This window comes from Microcystis sp. M061S2, from assembly GCF_020245605.1.
Classification (GTDB): domain Bacteria; phylum Cyanobacteriota; class Cyanobacteriia; order Cyanobacteriales; family Microcystaceae; genus Microcystis.
The window spans coordinates 18,734-37,657 of sequence record NZ_JADBUP010000043.1; the positions used below are offsets into that span (position 1 = coordinate 18,734).

25 protein-coding genes, 2 tRNA genes and 1 pseudogene are annotated in these 18,924 nt (G+C 42.8%); 17 read left to right on the forward strand and 11 right to left on the reverse strand.

Annotation, left to right across the window (positions count from 1 at the left end; translation table 11 throughout):
* The first annotated feature begins 37 nt into the window (after positions 1–37).
* Positions 38–2,950 carry a D-Ala-D-Ala carboxypeptidase family metallohydrolase gene (locus tag IM475_RS08285; protein WP_287727265.1) on the forward strand — a complete coding sequence of 971 codons (2,913 nt, stop codon included), beginning with the start codon at positions 38–40 and terminating at the stop codon, positions 2,948–2,950.
* Here IM475_RS08285 and IM475_RS08290 read toward each other — a convergent pair.
* Complete coding sequence (locus IM475_RS08290; RefSeq protein ID WP_287660617.1) at positions 2,944–3,213, reverse strand: hypothetical protein; 270 nt, start codon at positions 3,211–3,213, stop codon at positions 2,944–2,946. The two genes, IM475_RS08285 and IM475_RS08290, sit on opposite strands and share 7 nt — an antisense overlap.
* A 295-nt stretch (positions 3,214–3,508) precedes the next feature.
* Between IM475_RS08290 and IM475_RS08295 the strand changes: the two genes are divergently transcribed.
* From IM475_RS08295 to IM475_RS08305, 3 genes are all read left to right on the forward strand, one after another.
* Positions 3,509–4,546: a fatty acid desaturase gene (locus tag IM475_RS08295; protein WP_287727266.1), complete on the forward strand. Its 1,038-nt coding sequence runs from the start codon at positions 3,509–3,511 to the stop codon at positions 4,544–4,546.
* A gap of 372 nt (positions 4,547–4,918) precedes the next feature.
* Positions 4,919–5,179: a type II toxin-antitoxin system Phd/YefM family antitoxin gene (locus IM475_RS08300; RefSeq protein WP_002736246.1), complete on the forward strand. Its 261-nt coding sequence runs from the start codon at positions 4,919–4,921 to the stop codon at positions 5,177–5,179.
* A complete protein-coding gene (locus IM475_RS08305; protein ID WP_287727267.1) occupies positions 5,172–5,438 on the forward strand; it encodes a Txe/YoeB family addiction module toxin in 267 nt (88 codons plus the stop codon). Before IM475_RS08300 ends, IM475_RS08305 begins: the two co-directional genes overlap by 8 nt.
* A 242-nt stretch (positions 5,439–5,680) precedes the next feature.
* Here the strand turns inward: IM475_RS08305 and IM475_RS08310 are convergent.
* The 4 genes and pseudogenes from IM475_RS08310 to IM475_RS23130 all read right to left on the reverse strand — a co-directional run.
* Positions 5,681–5,785: pseudogene (locus tag IM475_RS08310) on the reverse strand (PEP-CTERM sorting domain-containing protein); the annotation flags it as partial.
* Positions 5,786–5,836: 51 nt separating this feature from the next.
* On the reverse strand, positions 5,837–6,172 hold the full coding sequence (locus IM475_RS08315) for a type II toxin-antitoxin system PemK/MazF family toxin (protein WP_287727268.1): 336 nt from the start codon (positions 6,170–6,172) through the stop codon (positions 5,837–5,839).
* On the reverse strand, positions 6,173–6,427 hold the full coding sequence (locus tag IM475_RS08320; RefSeq protein WP_287727269.1) for a hypothetical protein: 255 nt from the start codon (positions 6,425–6,427) through the stop codon (positions 6,173–6,175).
* A gap of 165 nt (positions 6,428–6,592) precedes the next feature.
* On the reverse strand, positions 6,593–7,234 hold the full coding sequence (locus IM475_RS23130; RefSeq protein ID WP_502865517.1) for a PEP-CTERM sorting domain-containing protein: 642 nt from the start codon (positions 7,232–7,234) through the stop codon (positions 6,593–6,595).
* 289 nt (positions 7,235–7,523) lie between these two features.
* On the opposite strand from IM475_RS23130, the gene IM475_RS08330 reads away from it, so the two are divergent.
* Entirely contained in the window at positions 7,524–7,769 is a 246-nt protein-coding gene (locus IM475_RS08330; RefSeq protein ID WP_287727270.1) for a hypothetical protein, read from the forward strand.
* The gene (locus IM475_RS08335; RefSeq protein ID WP_002798168.1) at positions 7,762–7,971 is read left to right on the forward strand and encodes a type II toxin-antitoxin system RelE family toxin; all 210 of its coding nucleotides are present in this window, start codon (positions 7,762–7,764) and stop codon (positions 7,969–7,971) included. Before IM475_RS08330 ends, IM475_RS08335 begins: the two co-directional genes overlap by 8 nt.
* A 202-nt stretch (positions 7,972–8,173) precedes the next feature.
* On the opposite strand, the gene IM475_RS08340 is transcribed toward IM475_RS08335, so the two are convergent.
* Together IM475_RS08340 and IM475_RS08345 are read right to left on the reverse strand one after the other, a co-directional pair.
* Positions 8,174–8,560 carry a type II toxin-antitoxin system VapC family toxin gene (locus IM475_RS08340; protein ID WP_502865525.1) on the reverse strand — a complete coding sequence of 129 codons (387 nt, stop codon included), beginning with the start codon at positions 8,558–8,560 and terminating at the stop codon, positions 8,174–8,176.
* A gap of 160 nt (positions 8,561–8,720) precedes the next feature.
* Complete coding sequence (locus IM475_RS08345; protein ID WP_008202209.1) at positions 8,721–8,957, reverse strand: hypothetical protein; 237 nt, start codon at positions 8,955–8,957, stop codon at positions 8,721–8,723.
* 226 nt (positions 8,958–9,183) lie between these two features.
* On the opposite strand from IM475_RS08345, the gene IM475_RS08350 reads away from it, so the two are divergent.
* The 5 genes from IM475_RS08350 (at position 9,184) to IM475_RS08370 (ending at position 10,987) form a co-directional block, all read left to right on the forward strand.
* The gene (locus tag IM475_RS08350; protein ID WP_228020776.1) at positions 9,184–9,450 is read left to right on the forward strand and encodes a HigA family addiction module antitoxin; all 267 of its coding nucleotides are present in this window, start codon (positions 9,184–9,186) and stop codon (positions 9,448–9,450) included.
* Between the two features lie 124 nt (positions 9,451–9,574).
* The gene (locus tag IM475_RS08355; protein WP_147069458.1) at positions 9,575–9,874 is read left to right on the forward strand and encodes a hypothetical protein; all 300 of its coding nucleotides are present in this window, start codon (positions 9,575–9,577) and stop codon (positions 9,872–9,874) included.
* Positions 9,849–10,211, forward strand: coding sequence for a DUF5615 family PIN-like protein (locus tag IM475_RS08360; RefSeq protein WP_287727271.1), 363 nt, complete (start codon positions 9,849–9,851; stop codon positions 10,209–10,211). The genes IM475_RS08355 and IM475_RS08360 overlap by 26 nt, the downstream gene beginning before the upstream one ends.
* A 249-nt stretch (positions 10,212–10,460) precedes the next feature.
* Positions 10,461–10,802, forward strand: a complete 342-nt coding sequence (locus IM475_RS08365; protein WP_159292852.1) for a hypothetical protein — start codon at positions 10,461–10,463, stop codon at positions 10,800–10,802.
* Positions 10,799–10,987: a hypothetical protein gene (locus IM475_RS08370; RefSeq protein ID WP_104396508.1), complete on the forward strand. Its 189-nt coding sequence runs from the start codon at positions 10,799–10,801 to the stop codon at positions 10,985–10,987. The genes IM475_RS08365 and IM475_RS08370 overlap by 4 nt, the downstream gene beginning before the upstream one ends.
* Positions 10,988–11,257: 270 nt before the next feature.
* On the opposite strand, the gene IM475_RS08375 is transcribed toward IM475_RS08370, so the two are convergent.
* A tRNA-Arg gene (locus IM475_RS08375) sits at positions 11,258–11,330 on the reverse strand.
* Positions 11,331–11,418: 88 nt separating this feature from the next.
* Entirely contained in the window at positions 11,419–12,558 is a 1,140-nt protein-coding gene (locus IM475_RS08380; protein WP_287660623.1) for a ferrochelatase, read from the reverse strand.
* Between the two features lie 198 nt (positions 12,559–12,756).
* Here IM475_RS08380 and IM475_RS08385 point away from each other — a divergent pair, with 198 nt between their 5' ends.
* Positions 12,757–13,515 carry an LmeA family phospholipid-binding protein gene (locus IM475_RS08385; RefSeq protein WP_287727272.1) on the forward strand — a complete coding sequence of 253 codons (759 nt, stop codon included), beginning with the start codon at positions 12,757–12,759 and terminating at the stop codon, positions 13,513–13,515.
* A gap of 16 nt (positions 13,516–13,531) precedes the next feature.
* Here IM475_RS08385 and yidD read toward each other — a convergent pair whose 3' ends face one another.
* A complete protein-coding gene (gene yidD / locus IM475_RS08390; RefSeq protein WP_079208867.1) occupies positions 13,532–13,762 on the reverse strand; it encodes a membrane protein insertion efficiency factor YidD in 231 nt (76 codons plus the stop codon).
* Between the two features lie 54 nt (positions 13,763–13,816).
* Here yidD and IM475_RS08395 point away from each other — a divergent pair, with 54 nt between their 5' ends.
* From IM475_RS08395 to tsaB, 4 genes are all read left to right on the forward strand, one after another.
* Complete coding sequence (locus tag IM475_RS08395; protein ID WP_287727273.1) at positions 13,817–14,503, forward strand: diacylglycerol/polyprenol kinase family protein; 687 nt, start codon at positions 13,817–13,819, stop codon at positions 14,501–14,503.
* Positions 14,504–14,577: 74 nt separating this feature from the next.
* Positions 14,578–15,450, forward strand: a complete 873-nt coding sequence (locus IM475_RS08400) for an aldose epimerase family protein (RefSeq protein ID WP_287727274.1) — start codon at positions 14,578–14,580, stop codon at positions 15,448–15,450.
* A 63-nt stretch (positions 15,451–15,513) separates the two neighbouring features.
* Positions 15,514–15,585: transfer RNA gene (locus IM475_RS08405), tRNA-Lys, on the forward strand.
* A 29-nt stretch (positions 15,586–15,614) separates the two neighbouring features.
* The gene (gene tsaB / locus IM475_RS08410; protein ID WP_287727275.1) at positions 15,615–16,217 is read left to right on the forward strand and encodes a tRNA (adenosine(37)-N6)-threonylcarbamoyltransferase complex dimerization subunit type 1 TsaB; all 603 of its coding nucleotides are present in this window, start codon (positions 15,615–15,617) and stop codon (positions 16,215–16,217) included.
* Here tsaB and IM475_RS08415 read toward each other — a convergent pair whose 3' ends face one another.
* A complete protein-coding gene (locus IM475_RS08415; RefSeq protein WP_287727276.1) occupies positions 16,218–17,870 on the reverse strand; it encodes a choice-of-anchor I family protein in 1,653 nt (550 codons plus the stop codon).
* A gap of 214 nt (positions 17,871–18,084) precedes the next feature.
* On the opposite strand from IM475_RS08415, the gene cysE reads away from it, so the two are divergent.
* On the forward strand, positions 18,085–18,858 hold the full coding sequence (cysE, locus tag IM475_RS08420; RefSeq protein ID WP_287727277.1) for a serine O-acetyltransferase: 774 nt from the start codon (positions 18,085–18,087) through the stop codon (positions 18,856–18,858).
* Positions 18,859–18,924: the final 66 nt, after the last annotated feature.

Consider the following 18,924-nt stretch of genomic DNA (forward strand, 5'->3'; position numbering starts at 1 on the left):
TACTAATTTCATTCTTACTTTTTTATTAGGACTTGGTATGAGTCTGTACTTTGCTAAGTTAATCAGTTTTACAAGTTTTGCGAGTAACAATGGCACCAAAATTAGCGGTTTGCAAGGTTACTTACAATGGTTCAATGGCATAAATAATATCTATCTAAGTCTGGTATTGGCTGGGGGATTAGGCGGGTTACTTTACTCCATATTGCTTGACGGCGAGTTAGAATTGCCGTCTTGGAGTAAGAAAAATCCCAATAATCTCAACCCCGGCTTTTTGGGAGAAATTTTTGTTGGCATAGGTGGGTCACTTATTGCCTATCAGTTCTTACCCCAGGAACTTAGACAAACTTATGATACAGGCGTGGAAATCACGATTTTTGTCACTGGATTGGTGGGCGGCTACGGTGGTAAAGCTATCCTAGATGCGGCATTAAAGAAGGTAATTAACCGTATAGACACGGCTGACCTAGCCAAAGAGAAAGCAGAATCTCAGGCAAAAGAACTCGAAGAAAAAACATACATCCGCAATCTAGTCAACCAGCAGATTCAAGAAGGGCTAAATCAGTCCGAATTATCAGAAATGCAAGAGAAACTTGAATCTGCTACTGATGATGTTAAAGAACGTGCTTTTAATCTTGCCCATGATGCCCGTAGCTTGGGAAGGAGAACTCTAACATTTAAAGATCGGGTCAATAGAACAATTCCGATTTTTGAGGCTCTGGTAGCCAGTGATAACAATAATCCTTCGTATAATGCAGAGTTAGGTTATGCTTATATCAGTTCACAGCCTCCTGATTTAGACAAAGCCATCTCCTATCTCGATCGCGCCATCGAACTACGAGTACCGGGGTCATCAACGGAGGGAGATAGCTGGAAGTATGAAATGAATCGGGCAATCGCCAGAATTGGCCTTGGCAATTCTCAATCAAGGGATGATATCCTAAAAGATTTGTTTGCTGTTGAGCAGAGGAAAGGACTAGCGCAAGCTATTGACGAGTATGAAAGGGATGGAGTAGATGGGGGAAATAATTCCATAAAAAACTGGCTGATCCAAAATCAAGATTGGGTAAGTCAACAGACTAACGGGAAAGCCTTACTTGATAAAATTCAACTTTCTGCGGCGGCGAAACCTGTCACCTCAACCTTATCAGTAACCCAGAATCGGGAAGATTTGGTCGCTGCTCCCCCCAATACAAAGATTAAAGCAACCATTAAAACCTATCTGAAAAAGCAACCCATGGATTCATCACAACTCGGTGAAAACGAGAAAAAAGAAGTTCCCGTGGGTACAGAGTATAAAATCCTCAAGCATTCACAAGAATCTGATGGACATTACCTCGTTGAATTAGACTACGGCCAGGGAATTTGGTATGTTTGGTCAGATCACTGGTACTTACCCTGGGAACACAAAATACTATCATCTGTTCCCCAGTCCAGTAAAAATGGTTCAGCGCGGGAAGCCATTGACCAATTATCAAGAATGTCTGCCATCTCCTCAACAAATAGAGGAACCCTCAAAGCCGCGGCCACCCGCTCAATTCAAAGATCAGCTACAGCCACAAAGGTAGAACCCGAAAATTGGGTCATTGCGCCCCCCAATACCATCATCAAGGCAACTACTAAAACCTATCTGAAAAAGCAGCCTATTGATTCATCAGACCTCGGTGAAAACGAGAAAAAAGAAGTTCCTGTGGGCAAAGAATACAAAGTCCTCAAGTATTCAGAAGAAATTGACGGACATTGCCTAGTGGAGTTAGACTACGGTGCTGGCATTTGGTATCTTTGGTCGGATCATTGGCATTTACCTTGGCAAAAATCTAGCAAAGACAATGGCCGATCATCTGTATCCGCGCCAGAATCAAGTCAGCATCAAGGCGTTAATCTTGTAACTCGTCAGCAAGCTGAGTCTGTCTATGGACGTAAAATGAGTGATAAACAATTCAATGACTTAAACTCTTGTTTACAGCGATTTGAAATTAATACAGTGCCACGAATTAGACATTTCCTCAGCCAAACAGCCCATGAATCAGGAGGACTGCGTTGGATGGAAGAAATTGCCAGTGGTAGTGCTTATGAAGGTCGCCGAGATTTGGGAAATACCTCTCCCGGTGATGGTCGTAAATATAAAGGTGCTGGTGTTATTCAATTAACTGGACGGCATAATTATCAGAAATTTGCAGACTTTATCAAGGATCAAAAAGTCATGCAGGGACATAGCTATGTTGCTCAAGTTTATCCTTTTACCAGTGCTGGATTTTGGTGGAAGAATAATAACATGAATGCTCTTTGCGATCGGGGTGCAACTGTTAGAGAGGTAACAAAAAGGGTTAATGGTGGTTATAACGGACTATCGGATCGTCAACGTTATTACGATAAAGCTTGTCAAGTTATCAAACAATTACCTTCTACACCTTTACATACGGAAGAGTTAGCCGCAAAGCCTGAAACAGGCAAGGCAGCGACAGAATCTAGCGATCAGGTTAGCAAAGTCGAAGTGGTTAGGGAAATGCCCAAAATTTTGACTCCGAAAGATGTAGATTGGAGTGATATGTCCACCCATTTAACCCCCCATTTCACTCTAGGAGAAAACTTACGAAACGACCCCCGACGCATTCCGCACGACACCACTTTGCAAAATAACATACTCACGATTATGCGAGAGTTGGAGAAGATTCGCACTGACTACGGCAAGCCCATTATCATCACTTCTGGGTATCGCCCTGAGCAAATCAATCGTGCTGTGGGAGGGGTAAGTAACTCGCAGCATATCCGAGGAACTGCGGTCGATATTTGCCCTGCTCATGGAGATGTGTTTGAATTTCAAAAGTGGGTAGATCAACACTGGTATGGTGCCTTGGGTTGGGGGGCGAAAAAGGGCTTCGTTCATATTGATTGTCGCAATGGAAAGGGATGGAAAACGGGAGGCGAAAAAGGTGTCAGATGGAACTATTGATGCCATGTAAAACTTTTAAATACACACTTAGGAGGATTCCTCATAATCACACTCACAACCATCGGCAGGGTACCGATTACTGCCGGACAGACAGCGTGAGAAAGTTGTTTAATAGCAGCGGTGCGAGAAACAGGAAAATTAATCTTTTTGTTTCTAAGAGACTTAAATGTATTCCTTCCTTCAATTCCCGCATAAAAATCGGCAAAAGTCAAGCAACTATGGGTAAAATTTTTGTTAGCTGGACGAATAGGTAACTGGTTCATAATGTTGATTGAATGACCGAGCGTCTTATCTCTTTTCTCAGATATTATTGTACTAGATGCTCAAGGGGACAGACGGACAGGGGGAGAATCTGATTAACTTTCCCCAGGGGCTTTTGTTAAGTTACATTAAGCCCTACAATAAAATTCTGGTGAGTTAGACGAAATTCGCTCGATCGCTCGGTCTTATCCGCTCCTAGCTGAGATAGAGAAAAGATAGCGCATCGAGAAACAGAAAACTTGAGCTACTCAAGCCTTCGTCAATACTGCTCTGTCATCTATCTTGAGTTATAACCTAGTGTCCCAAACCCTACCTAAACCCTCCCTAAAAAGAGAATTTTTGCCATTTACCCTACAGGATATCCGTCTAGCTATCCCGGCCCGTTGCTTCCAATCAAGCGTTTTTCGCTCTTTAGCCTACTTTTTTTTTGATATTGGCATTATTACCCTACTTTACTGGATAACTTACCAGATTAATCAAGCTTGGTTCTTCCCCCTTTTTTGGTTTATGCAGGGAACCATGTTTTGGGCCTTATTTGTCGTCGGTCACGATTGCGGTCACGGTTCCTTTTCCCGTTATCGTTGGTTAAATAACTTAATCGGTCATCTCAGTCATACTCCCATTCTCGTACCTTTCCACGGTTGGCGCATCAGTCATCGCACCCATCACGCTAATACCGGTAATATCGACACCGATGAAAGTTGGTATCCCGTCACGGAAACCCAGTATAACAATATGGCCTGGTACGAAAAATTAGCTCGTTTTCAGCTAATTTTATTTGTTTACCCCCTTTATCTTTTCCGTCGTTCCCCTAATAAACAGGGGTCCCATTTTATGCCCGAAAGCCCCCTCTTTCGCCCCTCGGAACGCTGGCAGGTACTGACTAGCACCGTTTGCTGTACCTTTATGTTAGGTCTATTAATCGGGGTTGGTGTTAGCCAAGGCTTTTGGTTTCTGTTTAACTACTACATCATGCCCTATATCGTCTTTGTGGTTTGGTTAGACCTGGTGACATTCCTACACCACACCGAAGATGATATTCCCTGGTATCGCGGTCAAGACTGGTACTTTCTCAAAGGGGCGCTTTCTACCATCGATCGCGATTATGGCATCTTTAATCCCATCCATCACCAAATTGGTACTCACGTCGCCCATCATATTTTTATCACTATTCCCCACTATCATCTCCAAGAAGCAACCGAGGCTATCCGTCCCGTCTTAGGAGACTATTATCGCCTCTCGAAAGAACCGATTTTCAAATCTCTCTGGCGGTCCTACCGCAATTGTCATTTTGTCAGTGACCAAGGCAGCAAGGTTTTTTACCTCAAAAACTGATCCTATCTTAGCTATGAGGGGGAAACGGCAGCAAAATCTGCCTCCTCCTCTCACACCGAGAATAGTTGCCAGAACTAGCGGTAAAGTCTTTCTCTGTATTTGGTTCACTGGCAAGGAATTAAGCTGATGCAGCGAAATTGAACAACATACAAAGGGAATGACATCGGCAGCATTGGCCAAGAATCAAAGAAATATCTAATTGGAGAAGCAACTAAAAATGTACCAAAGGAAATTAAGTCTCGCTATCCTCTTATTCCTTGGCCTTTAATCGGAGGAATGAGAAATATTTAGAAAAGGTGCTATTATGCTGAATAATACTTAACTTGTGTTAGAATCGGTTGCGCTCTTGTTGTTAATTTAAGGGATAGTTACATGAAAATTGTTACTGTTACTGAAGCCAAAGAACAAATTGATGAATTAGTGAATGATACCAATGATAATCATCAACCGATTTTGTTATCTGGTACGAAAAAGAATGCTATTTTAATTGCTGAGGAAGATTGGAACTCTATTCAAGAAACGCTTTATTTGTATTCTATTCCTGGTATGGTAGATTCAATTATTGAAGGTGGCAACACTTCCATTGAAGATTGTGTGGATGAGGCGGGTATCAGAGCAATTTTAAATGGATAATTGGCAGTTGGTTTTTACCAAACAAGCGAAAAAAGATGCTGAAAAGCTGGCTCGTACTGGGTTGGCAAAACAAGCTAACGAGTTATTAAATATTCTTCAGTCAAATCCCTATCAATCTTATCCTGTTTATGAGAAACTCAGTGGCGATTTAGCGAGCTATTATTCTAGACGTATTAATATTCAGCATCGTTTGGTTGATCAGGTTATTCCAGAAGAGAAGGTTGTCAAAGTTATACGGATGTGGACTCATTATGAATAACTACTCTTATTTATTTTACACTGGTAACATTATAAACTGAAAATGATTGATTTGGATTGTAAAAATACAGCAATTTGCGACTGAGGGAGGTACATACTAGAAACATGAAAAGCTTATGTTATAAGACTTTTGTCTTCCGCAAAGCAGTATAAATCCCCTCAAAATAACATAAAAATACGATATAAATTCCCCTCCTCAAACAATTGAATGAAGGGGCATTTATATCGTATTTTATAAGCAATTTAGCCTACTTTTCTGGTTTCTTTTTCAGTAGATTGGGAGGGTTTTAGTTTGCGCTTCAGGGTTGAAACTGCGCCAAGTGTACTGACTACCAGGAGACTTAAAGTTCAAGTTTTCCAGAAAGAAAGTTAAACTAATTAAACATTCATATTAGGGTTTTATGTTAAATCTAATGTGTATCGCATCGCTTCTTCCAATTGCTGTAAATAACTAGAAGAAAGTGTCCCCAACTGTCTCTGAAGTCGTTGTCTATCAATAACGACAATTTGATAACATAAGGCTACTGATTCCTGATTTAAACCTCCTTGTCCTGCGGGAATAACCATTGTTCCGGGGATTTGTGCACGACGTAAATTACTGGTTAATGGAATTACAACAACAGTGCTAGTGAAGCGATCAATATTGTTATATTCGACAATAATAACAGGTCGAATACCAGCTTGTTCTGAACCACGAATCGGATTCAAATCAGCTAGATAAATATCGCCTCGCATTTATTCCTTATCCTCTTGTTCAAGGTGAGATAAATAATCGGGTAAAATACTTTCTGAAAAGCTAATATTCTCTTGAGCAAATTCATTTTGTAACGATTGTGCTTCTGCATCTGAAATATTATCCCATTTCTGAAAACGTGAATTTCTTTGTAAGGATTGAGCGAATTCAAGGACTTGTTGCTGTTTTTCTAGCGGTAAAGTCTTAATACTTTGCAAAATCTGGTCTTGAAGATTATTAATATGGGTGATAGACATTTTAACTTTTACCATATCTACACTAAGCCAACCATTTTACCATAAAAAAACGCTCTTGTTGTCAATTAGTTAGCAGCAATTAAATAATAGACAATACACAATAGACAAAAAATACCCCCTCAACTGACTAAATGAAGGGGCATTTATGGTATTTTTAGAAGCAATTTAGCCTACTTTTGTGGTTTCTTTTTCGGTGGATTGAGAGGACTTCAGTTTGCGTTTGAGAGTTGAAGCTGCGCCGAGAGTACCGAGGGCAAATAGTCCAAGAAGGGAATTGGGTTCGGGAACCGCTTCGGAAACCGGTTTCATCGTCAGTGGCCCAGCGCCGCTGGTGAAATCAAGGAAGGTGGGGAAAGCCGTGGGATCTGCCGCATCTACTAGGGGTGAAATGTCGCGGAGGCTGAAGGCTGTTACGTTAGCTAGGCTGAAGTTAGTAGAGAAGAAATATTCCGTTAACCCATTAGATATGAGATCGCTTGCTATGAGAATGTCACCCACATAGAGATCGATGGTACTGTTGAATCCAGGTGGGAGGATGAAGCTTAAAAACTCGCCCAAGCCAAGGGAGTAGTCAAATCTTGAGACAAAAGGTGGGTCAAACCAACGGCGGGGCTCGGGATTAGGGAAAAGGAATTCGCCTCCTGCCACAACCGAGGGCAGCAACGGGTTATCTGGGGTGGAACCAGGTGGTGCGACGACAACCGCTTGGGCTACTTGCGGTGACAAGGCGCTCAGAGCAGTCGCCAGTCCAAGTGCCGCGCCTGCAAGCAAAAAATTAGACAGGTTCTTAATGTTCATGATGTTCATGAGAAGCTGAGAGATTTTTAAAATGGGAGCGCCCCCCTCGCAGCTAGATCAAGCAACAGCCCAACCCAACACCAAAGGGAGATAGCAAGAGCCTACAGACTCCCCCCCCTCCCACAACTGTATCAAAAGCTACAATTTAATAAATCTTTACATTCTTTTCTTAATCCCGATCAAGAAACCGCAGAACCGAATCGGTTGTGAACAGCCCACCGCTTTTACCATTTTTGGTTAGTATCTGGATGTGGTATTATTCGAGGTGTGTTCGGATTATCTGATACGATCAAGGTCTATGACAACTTACCATGAAATCCTCAGCCAAATAGAGAATCTTCCCCTTACGGATAAGTTGCGACTTTTAGAGGATTTAAAAACTATCATCAAGCCGACCCTAGCGCCAAAAGATGACGATGAGATCATTCCAGCCGAAGAACTTGCTGAAAGCCAAGCAGCATGGCAAGATTATTTATCCGGTCGAGATACTGGAATCACTTCAACAGAATTAAAATACAAATTATTTGGAGATAAACTTGGCTGATTATATTCTACTTAGACAAGCAGAACGCTACTTAGAAAGGATGCCTAAAAATGATCAAATTCGTCTTCTTGAAGCTTTGGATACTTTGATTTCGGATTCTACAAAATTAGATATTAAACCCCTTTACGGAAGAGATGAACTAAGATTGCGAGTAGGTAAGTATCGAGTGTTGTTTTTTGAAGATAGAGACAACAATCTATAGGTCATTACAACTATTAAACCTCGCGGCGATGTCTATAAATAATACCAGAACTCTTTTCTAGACTGCTGTTTCTCCTTTCGCCATAAGACAGTGATTCACAGAAGAAGGAGTCTCAGGTGTTTTTCCCTGTTTTGCCCCTTTTCAGGTGAACTATCCACTTCCGTGAGGGATTGTGACGCGGTATGTCGGATTTGCTGCCTCATTATTGGGAATTAATGAAATCTTGAGGATGAACGATGGTAATATTGGGAATAGGGATAAAGTCATCAGGATTAAAGGTTAATAAATGGGTAATGTTAGAAGCTTTCATAACAGCAAGAAGCCTAATATCATGAGTGCGTTTTCCTTTAATGTTGTAGATGGTGACTAATTGAAACCAAAGGGGAAAAATATCCGGCGTTTCTGCAATTAATGTAAAGTTATCTAATAAATCATTGACATAATTTGTAGCTTGTGCTGGAGTCCAACCTAAACCATTAACATCAAGGGGGCGGGTTGCAACTACCCAAAATTCAATTAAAACTTGAGGAATAATAACACATTCATTATAGCGGTGTGCAGTCGTATGAGGTACAGTGTCACGAGCTATAAACCATGCTAGGCAAGGCTTGGTCTGTATCTCACTCAAGCGCTTACCGCTATAGCTGTTTCAACGATTTGAGTAATTACATTATTAGCAAGAGAATAAGTTGCTGAAGACGTATCAGCCGCCCGAAGCAAAATGTTAGTATCCAGTAAATATTGAGTCATTAGTCTTCATACATAGTGTCACGGTGTAAAGCTTCATCAGGTAAATTCGCACTTGTTTTAGGAAGTTTAGCGATTACTTTCTGCCATTTTTGAGCTTTTTCCTGGGGAGTGAGACTATAATCTGGGGAAGGGAGGGAAATTCTTGAGGTGAGAGATTCGGTGAAGGATAACACCTCTTGTTGTTTTTCTAAGGGAAGTTTTCTTAGGTTTTTAATGATAACTTGTTCAATGTTCATTTGACTTAGACTAATAGGCAACCATATCGATCATATCTCATGCCGCAATTTCTCTATATTTAATAAATCTTTACATTCCTCTCCCTCATGGCTTACGCTGGTATCTGCACTACTTCCTTGTCAGCATCAGGATTTTCAGTGATTTGGGGATTTTGAGGATGGGTGATGGGTGAAGATGGAAACGCTCTCGACATTGACCTTGTAGATTATCATTGAGGGAAAAAACATGATGACCCTGAAAAATCCCGTACATCCGGGCAGAATTGTCAAAAGTTCGATTGAAGAGCTTGAATTGACCGTTACAGCTGCGGCAAAAATGCTGAACGTGTCACGCTCTAGACTATCTAACCTAATCAATGGCAAGGCGGGGATTTCCCCAGAAATGGCTGTGCGTTTGTCAAAGACAATCGGTAGCACCCCTGCTTTCTGGCTGCGCCTCCAGATGAATTATGATCTTGCTGAGGTTAAAAAACAGGAAGATAGAATTTTGTGAATCCGATTGGGTTACAACACCAAACAACATTGGGTTAGTGCGATCTCGAAGAGAGCCGCCTTCGACGGTGCGCTGCTTCTGTAGCTGATAAACTAGGGATACCAGCTTTGATCAAGGCATCAGCATGACCACTAACGCGGCAAAAACTCAATGGCAGTATTTAGAGAAACGTCCTCATTCCTGGCGACAACAGCTTTGTTTTCAAGGTAGGAGGCTGAAAGCTTTTGATGTCTGGTCAGATATGATTGTCAACGATATGACTCCTCAAGAAGCAGCTCTTAATTGGGAGTTACCTTTGGCTGCTATCTACGAAGCAATTGACTACTGCGAGGCTAATCAGCAGCTACTCAAGCAAGAAGCAGAAGAAGAACGCCACCGTCTGGAAGCAAAGGGGATTAGTGTTGAGCCTAAGATTATTGCTTGATGAGGACTCGCAATCCCAACTTCTGGTTAAGTTACTTACGGCTGCTGGTCATGACGTACTGACGATCAATAAAATTGGTTTGACTGGCTGCACAGATGATGTCGTACTTGACTATGCCATACAGGAAAATCGGATTCTGCTAACTCATAACTGCGATGACTTTGAAGAGTTGCACCAAGCCAATCCAAGCCATTCGGGGGTCTTAGCGGTTTACCGTAACGCTAACCGCTTTAAAAATATGGACTTCAAGGCAATTGTCAATGCGATCGCCAATCTGGAAACGGCTAACGTCCCTCTTGCTAATCAGTTCATTTCCCTGAACCACTGGAACTATTAATTCTGCTTTGTCGTGATCGCGTCACAAATTTTAAGTTATATATCTCTCTCACTAGCGATCGCTTTCTTTTCCCTGTTTTACTGCTTCTCAGGCGAACTATTCTCATTCCGTGAGATATTGTGGCGCAGTGTGTCGGATTCGCCTTTGCCTTCTCCCTTGACTGCGCTTCAACTCGATCGCAAACTAAATTAAACAGGATTACCTCGTACCAACCAGATGATAGACTGGGGATAATAGAAATAATTGAATATGGCTACATTACCGGAGGAAACCTTAGCGAGCATTTTTGATCTACTGCGTCAACTAGCGGATCAGATAGAGTACGCATCGGCAACGGAATGGCAACTTTTTACAGAATATGGGGAAAATGAACGGACATTATCAGAATTAGAAGAATTATCTAATGCCAGAGAGAGGGTAACTAATTCCTACTCCCGAATTAATAATATCCTGCTGAGAATTTTACAAGAGCAGCCGACTCTCTCAAATACGATGCTAGAGATGTTAGAAAGAGCGATTTTGCAAGGAACAGCCAGTGTGGATGCTGTTAGTGCTAGTGTTGATGAAGTAAAGAGGCAATGGAACTTATGATGACTTACCGCACCTCCTATCCCGATGAAGCAACGAGAAAACAATGTCTTGAAAACTTACGGGAAACTAACCGCCAGATTGAGCTTTATAATCTTTTTTTAGACGATATACTCGCCCAACTGGAAACAGAATCCCGTCAAAAGAGACGAGAAAGGCTATTGCAAAGAGGGCAAACTATTAAATAGAGGGATGCACAGAAGAAGGAGTTTCAGGTAGTTTCTCTTGTTTTACTCCTTCTCAGGCGACCTATCCTCATTCCGTGAGATATTGTGGCGCAGTACGTCCTATTCGCCTTTGCCTTCTCCCTTGACTGATCCTCAACTCGATCGCCAACTAAATTAAACACAATTAATATCAACCGACGGGATTCAACTGACCCAATTCCACGCTCACCGCATCAAAGCGATTGTCCCCGGGACAAGAGGAGAGAATTTCCCATCCCTAGTCGGCAATAACGGGTACGGTAGGGATCGAACCTACAACCGTCCGCTTAGAAGGCGGATGCTCTATCCATTGAGCTACGTACCCAGGAAAGCACAATTATAGATTATACTTCCAAAAGTGACAAGTGGTAGGACTAATTTTCGCCGTTGCCCCTCTTTGCCACTGTCCAAGCTTAATGATGATGGTGGTGTCCGTGGTGATGATGGTGATCGGAATGAATGTGAGGAATTGTTACAGAACTATTGACAGATAAAGCCTCTTGTGATATCAAAGCTTCGATGTGTTCCTCGGCCCAATCGGCAGCCATCTGGCAAAATTCGGGGTTATCGTTGACACAGGCCATCTGCACATAATTAACCTGGTCGTGTTTGCGGCGTAAAGCTTCGATAATATGCTCCACATCCAGTAAAGTTTCGTGATTTTCCGTAGCAAAGCCAATCGGCATGAAAATTAAGGCTTTTGCCCCTAATTCGATTAAATTCTTCGCCGCTAACTCTGCATTCGGTTGCGTCCATTTAATTAAGGGGGTTTGGTGATTTAACCAACCCACAGAAATCAAGGGATAACGATAGATTAATTTTTCCCGGACTAACTCGTATAAAGCTTGACTTTCATCGATTCCTGACGTAAATCCCTTAGCTTCGTGGGGACAACCGTGATTCATTAAAATAATGCCAATTTGCGAGGGAAGACAGCTACTAGCTACCTCGGCCGCGATTTTTTCCTCCACTAACCGCGCCATTAGATCTATATAAGCGGGTTGGTTATAAAACGAGGGAATATAGCGCAATCCTTTGACCCAATGTTCCCCCGTTTGTCCTTGAGCTAAAGCTTTGTTAACTTGTTCGATGGCAATGCCACTGGTAAAGATAGAATCAACAACGAGGAGAGGATAGATCAAAATTTTCTCAAATCCCCGCTCGCGGATTTCCGTTAACACCTGTGCCGGTAAAAAAGGCGCACAGAAGTTAAACGCTTTGAATACCTCCACCCGATTACCCCATTTTGCCTGTAAATTGCGCTCGATTTCCTGTCTTTGATGCTCGAAAATGTGGTTATGGGGCGAAATAAAGTGATTATGCTGGTGTTGCCATTCGTGTAGGTCAAATATGGCCAATAATTTCGCTAGGGGAGGATAAACCCAAGTCGGTACAGGAGCGAACTTAGCTGTCAGCAGATTTAAGGCCTGTTCATTATAGTTGGCAAAGTCCTCGTAACTCTCCACTTCCCCGTATCCCATCAATAATACCGCCACTCGATCGCTGTGGTTATGGGTAGCGGCTAACTGTTGTTGATCTGAAATGGCAACCACGTTTTTAACCCCGATTTTTTAAGTGAAAAACGCTATATCACTGGGATAGTAGCGTTTTTCCATCCTATCCCCTCGCACGCGATAGACCGCTAAAAATTTATAACCTCTACAGAATCATACAGATTGCTTATCATCCTGATTAATAAAACGAGATGTAAAGAAACTTTAAATAATGTTAAGATCGTTGCAGTCCCACCTATGAGAGATATGACAGCAGGCGTGTTTGGTAGCTTACCTTTTTCCAATCAGAGCGGCGATCAACTCATCAGTAAAGTGGTGAGTGCTGCGATCGCTGCATTATTCAAACGGACAGGCAAGCTGAAAGCGACTGTCCGCGCCGAACCCGTAGCCAAATTACTGCAAGGCAGTATCGACGGTTTTGACTTTATCGGTCAGTCGATGCTGATGTACAATGGCCTACGCATCGAAGCCATGGAATTGTATGTACAAGCGGTGGCGATCGATTTTAGTGCCATTTTTACCGGACAGGTAAAACTCCGTCAACCGACGCGGGCCACTTTGCGGGTAGTTTTAACGGAAGAAGACTTAACCACCTCTTTTAATACACCTTTTATTGTCGAAAAACTGCAAAGATTAGAGTACGAAGGTAAGTCAATTCACTGTCAGAATACGGAATTAATTCTCAATGACGATAAAACTTTAACTCTGAAAAGTCTCATCAAATTGGGAGAAGAAGAACCAATTCTTCTAGAAATGACCACTGCTGTGGTTGTGGAAGAACGGCGAAAAATTCAATTTGTTGAGGTGGTTTATCAAGGCGACGAAAGATCGAAAGCTTTAGGAGAAGCTTTAATCAGCCACGTTAACAACCTCATGGATTTAGATAAATTTGCCCTCGATGGTACCCAATTAAGAGTCGATCGACTACGTTTAAAAGATAAACAGATTATCTTTTATGGTATCGCCGATATCGAGCGTTTTCCCCAAAGAAAATAGGCAGTATTTTGGCCTTTTAATCGTGCTTGTGGCTACAGGGAGGCACAGGATCGTAACCTCCGGGGTGAAAGGGATGACAACGGAGAATACGCTTAATTGCTAACCAAGAACCCCGCAGCACACCAAAGCGCTCGATCGCTGCTATGGCATACTGGGAACAGGTGGGTTGAAAACGACAGGAAGGGGGAAATAGCGGCGAAATAAACCGTCGATATCCCTCAATTAAGCCAATAAAAATTCCTTTCATCAATGTCACCTCGATCGCCTAAACTAATAGATAGTCAATTTTCGCTTTTGCCACGTGGAACTATCCCACTCTCTCCTATTTTCGCTCGGTTTAGTCGCCTGTTACCTAGCTGTTCTGATTCTGATCGCTGAAAAATTAAAAAGTCTTTTCAGTACCAATGGCGAAATTACCCGCAAAGTTGTCCACATTGGCACGGGAAACGTCATCCTTTTGGCCTGGTGGTTAAATATCCCCGCTTGGGTGGGAATAAGTGCGGCCATCCTAGCGGCAACTATCGCTATACTATCCTATTTTTTACCCATTTTACCCAGTCTTAATAGTGTCGGTCGCCGCAGTTGGGGAACTTTTTTTTATGCTGTTAGTATCGGTGTTCTCGTGGCTTATTTTTGGCCAATTTCTCACCCCGAATATGCGGCAATGGGTATTTTAATTATGGCTTTAGGAGACGGATTAGCAGCCCTAGTGGGACAAAATTTTGGTCAACATCCCTACAAAATTTTCGGCAGTGGCAAAAGTCTGGAAGGTTCCCTGACTATGTTAGGAATCAGCTTTTTAGTCAGCTTGATTATTTTATCTTTTATTAATGGCATGAATCCGCCAATTATTTTAGTATCTTTATTAACAGCGATCGGAGCTACTATTCTAGAAACTTTCTCGAAACTAGGTATAGATAATCTCACTGTACCGATTGGTAGCGCCGCCATTGCCTATTTTCTTACCCAAATTTTCATCTCAATCTAGGCTATCTCAGCTTTCAAACTACCGAAGACCGACGATATTCACTGATAACTGATAACTGATAACTGATAACTGAAATGACTTTTACGATCACTCAAAACCAAAATCAATATCTTACCTATTGTCTCAAGGATGAAGAAGCTGACGCTTATCTGGAAGTAGTTCCCGCTAGAGGAGGAATCATCACCCGTTGGCAAATTTGCGGAGAAGATATTTTCTATCTGGACAGAGAAAGATTCAAAGATCCTAACCTCAGCGTCCGCGGAGGAGTCCCGATTTTATTCCCTATCTGTGGCAACTTACCCGATAATACCTATCAATACCAAGGCCGAAACTATAGCCTCAAACAACACGGATTTGCTCGTGATTTACCCTGGCAAGTGAGCAAACAAAGCACAGAAACTGCCGCTAGTTTAACCCTAGAATTAAACAGCAATGAAGCCACTCGTCAAGTATATCCCTTTGATTTTCAATTAATCTTTACCTATCAACTGCAAGGAAACAGCCTCAAAATTCACCAAAAAGTAATTAATCTTTCCCCCGAAAAAATGCCCTTTTCTATCGGGTTCCATCCCTATTTTCAAGTCACCGATAAAACCCGATTATCCTTTGATATTCCCTCCTCCCAATACCTCGATCAACGCACGAAAACCTTCCATTCCTACTCCGGCAACTTTGACTTTAATCTCGAAGAAATTGATGCCGCTTTTCCGCAAATTACTCGCCATCAAAGTAGTTTTAGTGATTCCTATCATCAACGTCAAATTATCCTCAGTTACGACGATCTCTATACAACTATAGTTTTTTGGACCCTGAAAGATAAAAATTATATCTGTCTCGAACCCTGGAGCGCTCCCCGCAACGCCCTCAACACAGGCGAACATTTGACCTACCTAGAACCCCAGAGTAGCCGCGAGGCGATCGTGGAAATGCGAGTCAATCAAATTTAAATTACCCCTTGACTTAGCCCCGATAAGATGTTATATTGATGAATCGTGTGCAGAACACGAAACGGGTCGCTAGCTCAGCGGTAGAGCACTCGGCTTTTAACCGATTGGTCTTGGGTTCGAATCCCAGGCGACCCATAAAAACTTACTGATATAGAAAGATTGACTTGTCTTCCCCTGTCTATGGATTAGCCTTACATACCAGCAGTCCCCAACTAGGACTGGCCCTCTCTAATTTCAGCGATGATAGTCGTCAACAAACTTGGGACTTAGACAGGGACTTATCGAACCTATTCCACCCCTATCTAAAACAGTTCCTAGCCCCGCAAAAATGGGCTGATTTAGCCTTTCTAGCCACTGCTAAGGGGCCGGGGAGCTTTACCAGTACCCGCATCGGTATAGTCACCGCTAGAACCCTAGCACAACAATTACAGCTACCGATTTTTACCGTCTCCAGTTTAGCGGCCTTGGCTTGGTCACAACGGGATTGTTACCCCCTCGATAGCTATCTAGCCCTAGAAATGCCCGCAACTAGGGGACAATTGTATGTGGGCATCTATCGGGGTAATCGGGTTTATTTAGCTGATAGCCTGATGACTCCGGAACAATGGCAGCAGACTTTAGAAAACTTAACTATTCCCTATCAAAGATTAGCCACACCCAGCTATTTAGGCATAAATGCCCCCGATATCCTCGATTTAGCCTATTTGGATTGGCAAACGGGAAAACGCCCCCATTGGTCGGAGGCGCTACCATTTTACGCGATGTGATTAGCAATTCCCTCTTTTTTTCCAACTATAACCAGCTAATCCGAGGGTTAGCAATCCTAAAACTGCGCTAGGTTCTGGGACAGGTTTGACGGAATAAATCGCCACATTACGACTCACTTCATTGGCAACAATTAACAGGGGAGTACCATTAGGACTATCGGCAGCGGGGATAAATAATAATCCTTCGGGAGAGATATCGCCTAATTGCGAATCGTTGATATAATTGGTGAACAAAGGATTACTAGGGTTGGTGATATCATAAACCATGAAACCGCCAGCCCTTTCTATTCCCACAAAACTATAGAGACGATTCCTCACGCTTCCTACTGCTAAACCTTCCGGTTCTGGCCCGCGGTTATCGCTACGACTATCGAAACTGCTAGGAGTGCCATCGGAATTAAAAATACTAGGAGTTAGGGGAGTTGTCGAAAAAGCCGCTAAAATTTGTTCAAAATCATCGCCACTATCGAAGACTTGGGACAGTCCATTAGTGACATTCCAAATAGAAAAAGAACGACCACCGTAGGCAAAAAGTTGGCTATATCGACCTTGGGCGTTAAGTCCGTCAATGCTAGAAACATCTAAACGTCCGAGATTTTGGGCTAATTGCAATTGGGCCGCATTAGGGAAAGCATTGGGGTCTAAAATTAGATTTTGATTAGAAACTCGTCGGGCCTCATTTCTAGTATCCCCTTCATTGGCAGTAATTAAATAGGTTTGTCCGGCGATAGTAACGGTAGCGATCGTATCCGGTTGATATAAGCCAAAAACCGGCCAATTATTAATTCTCACTGCTGGGGAATTAGCCGCTCCTCCAAATACTACCCCATCTTGATCGCTAGGATCCAAACCATTACCCGGTGCGTTAAAATTTTTGGCTCCTAAAGGTAAAATACTGGTGACTTGAGCGTTAACAATATTGACTATTGCAATAGCATTATTTTCCTGTAGAGACACCCATGCAGTGGTTCCATCGTCGGAAACGGTGATGTATTCCGGTTCCACATCTTGGGAAACCGTTTGACCGGGAAAAATACGGACTCCCTGACTTCTGAAAGTGTTCTCTTGACCATTAAAACTGATAAAGGTAGCAGTGTTGACCGTGGGATTGAGAATACCAGAGCTAAGGTCAATAATACTAATAGAACCATCGGGATTGACACCGTTAGCTGCTTCCCCTTCGTTAGCGACCAAAACCCGATTACCGTCAGGAGTAAAGGTTAACATATCAGGTAAAGCACCCACAGTAACCTGACTCTGAAAGACACCATTAGTATCGAAAAATACTACACTGCCGTTATTGGTAATCGGATTAGCTTCCATGGCCAGGGCCACGATACCATTTTTGATGGCAACGCTGTTAACCCCCGCACCGTAGGGGCTAAGATCGAGCGATGATAAGGTAATAGGACTAGCGGGATTGCTGATATCGGCAATATCTAGACGATTATTGGGACCGGTCACGAATAATCTGCGACTAGCGGGGTCATAAGCGGGAATTTCTGCCCCAAAATTATTTGTAGTATTGCCAAGACTGCTCAATCGGGTGATATTTAAAGCTGAGGCCGATTCGGTAACAATGTTGATACTGCCAGCAATTGACAGCAAGGTTAATAAAAATTTCCAATGGTGACGATAGATAGCATGAATCATATTTTTAGCTGAAACCCTGCAAAAAAAGGCTAAACAATCGCATTTTTTCAGCCCCAAGTTAAAGGAAGATTAAACAGGAGAGAAATTAAGGATATCTTCAAAATTTGGCCGAGAACAGTAAAAGCGAACTAGGAAAACGGGTTACTCGCTCGATTTTTAGTTGAACGGCTCATTTACCGGAGTGATAACATGGATTAGTATAAGCTCGATCAATATGGAATCAAGACTCGTGTTATCTACTCTCCTAGCCGATTTCAAGATCATTTTTGAACGTGACCCCGCTGCCCGCAACTGGTTAGAGGTACTGTTTTGTTATCCCGGATTACAGGCTTTACTGTGCCATCGCTTCGCCCATTGGCTATATCAGATCGGGATTCCCTTTATTCCCCGTTTAATTTCCCATCTTGCCCGTTTTCTGACTGGTATCGAAATTCACCCCGGCGCCCAAATAGGTCAGGGTGTTTTTATCGACCATGGCATGGGAGTGGTCATCGGAGAAACGGCCATTGTCGGTGATTATGCCCTCATCTATCAAGGAGTTACTTTAGGAGGGACGGGGAAAGAAAGCGGTAAACGTCACCCGACTCTAGGGGAAAATGTGGTCGTCGGCGCTGGGGCCAAGGTTTTAGGTAATATTTATCTGGGTAATAACGTTCGCGTCGGTGCTGGTTCTGTGGTCCTGCGCGATATTCCTGCCGATTGTACCGTTGTTGGTGTACCCGGTCGTTTAATCTATCGGGCCGGGACGCGGGTGGAACCCCTCGAACACGGTGATTTACCCGACTCGGAAGCGGTGGCTATTCGCGCTCTGGTGGACCGCATTGAACAACTGGAAAAACAAGTGTACGAATTGCAGCTAGAACGGTCAAAAGAACCAGATTATCGAATTAATTGCCCAGTTTTAGCCCATTTAGAAGAAGAAGCGAGTCATAGCTTTTGTCCTGGGGCCGATCGGGATATGCGCGAGTTTCTCGAAAGGGCGGTTTAACTCCGATAATCTTCTGATATGATAGAAGACTGGTTTTCTAAGTAAGTGGTTTTAATTAAATAGAAG

What these genes read in the sequence shown, in the direction of transcription:
- IM475_RS08315 (WP_287727268.1), bottom strand. Translation starts at nt 6,172, where the DNA reads ATGCGAGGCGATATTTATCTAGCTGATTTGAATCCGATTCGTGGTTCA.
- cysE (WP_287727277.1), top strand. Translation starts at nt 18,085, where the DNA reads ATGGAATCAAGACTCGTGTTATCTACTCTCCTAGCCGATTTCAAGATC.
- IM475_RS08365 (WP_159292852.1), top strand. Translation starts at nt 10,461, where the DNA reads ATGGCTACATTACCGGAGGAAACCTTAGCGAGCATTTTTGATCTACTG.
- IM475_RS08385 (WP_287727272.1), top strand. Translation starts at nt 12,757, where the DNA reads ATGAGAGATATGACAGCAGGCGTGTTTGGTAGCTTACCTTTTTCCAAT.
- IM475_RS08300 (WP_002736246.1), top strand. Translation starts at nt 4,919, where the DNA reads ATGAAAATTGTTACTGTTACTGAAGCCAAAGAACAAATTGATGAATTA.
- IM475_RS23130 (WP_502865517.1), bottom strand. Translation starts at nt 7,234, where the DNA reads ATGAACATCATGAACATTAAGAACCTGTCTAATTTTTTGCTTGCAGGC.
- IM475_RS08350 (WP_228020776.1), top strand. Translation starts at nt 9,184, where the DNA reads ATGATGACCCTGAAAAATCCCGTACATCCGGGCAGAATTGTCAAAAGT.
- IM475_RS08290 (WP_287660617.1), bottom strand. Translation starts at nt 3,213, where the DNA reads ATGAACCAGTTACCTATTCGTCCAGCTAACAAAAATTTTACCCATAGT.
- IM475_RS08415 (WP_287727276.1), bottom strand. Translation starts at nt 17,870, where the DNA reads ATGATTCATGCTATCTATCGTCACCATTGGAAATTTTTATTAACCTTG.
- IM475_RS08400 (WP_287727274.1), top strand. Translation starts at nt 14,578, where the DNA reads ATGACTTTTACGATCACTCAAAACCAAAATCAATATCTTACCTATTGT.
- IM475_RS08345 (WP_008202209.1), bottom strand. Translation starts at nt 8,957, where the DNA reads ATGAACATTGAACAAGTTATCATTAAAAACCTAAGAAAACTTCCCTTA.
- IM475_RS08285 (WP_287727265.1), top strand. Translation starts at nt 38, where the DNA reads ATGAGTCTGTACTTTGCTAAGTTAATCAGTTTTACAAGTTTTGCGAGT.
- IM475_RS08370 (WP_104396508.1), top strand. Translation starts at nt 10,799, where the DNA reads ATGATGACTTACCGCACCTCCTATCCCGATGAAGCAACGAGAAAACAA.
- IM475_RS08305 (WP_287727267.1), top strand. Translation starts at nt 5,172, where the DNA reads ATGGATAATTGGCAGTTGGTTTTTACCAAACAAGCGAAAAAAGATGCT.
- yidD (WP_079208867.1), bottom strand. Translation starts at nt 13,762, where the DNA reads ATGAAAGGAATTTTTATTGGCTTAATTGAGGGATATCGACGGTTTATT.
- IM475_RS08320 (WP_287727269.1), bottom strand. Translation starts at nt 6,427, where the DNA reads ATGTCTATCACCCATATTAATAATCTTCAAGACCAGATTTTGCAAAGT.
- IM475_RS08355 (WP_147069458.1), top strand. Translation starts at nt 9,575, where the DNA reads ATGACCACTAACGCGGCAAAAACTCAATGGCAGTATTTAGAGAAACGT.
- IM475_RS08330 (WP_287727270.1), top strand. Translation starts at nt 7,524, where the DNA reads ATGACAACTTACCATGAAATCCTCAGCCAAATAGAGAATCTTCCCCTT.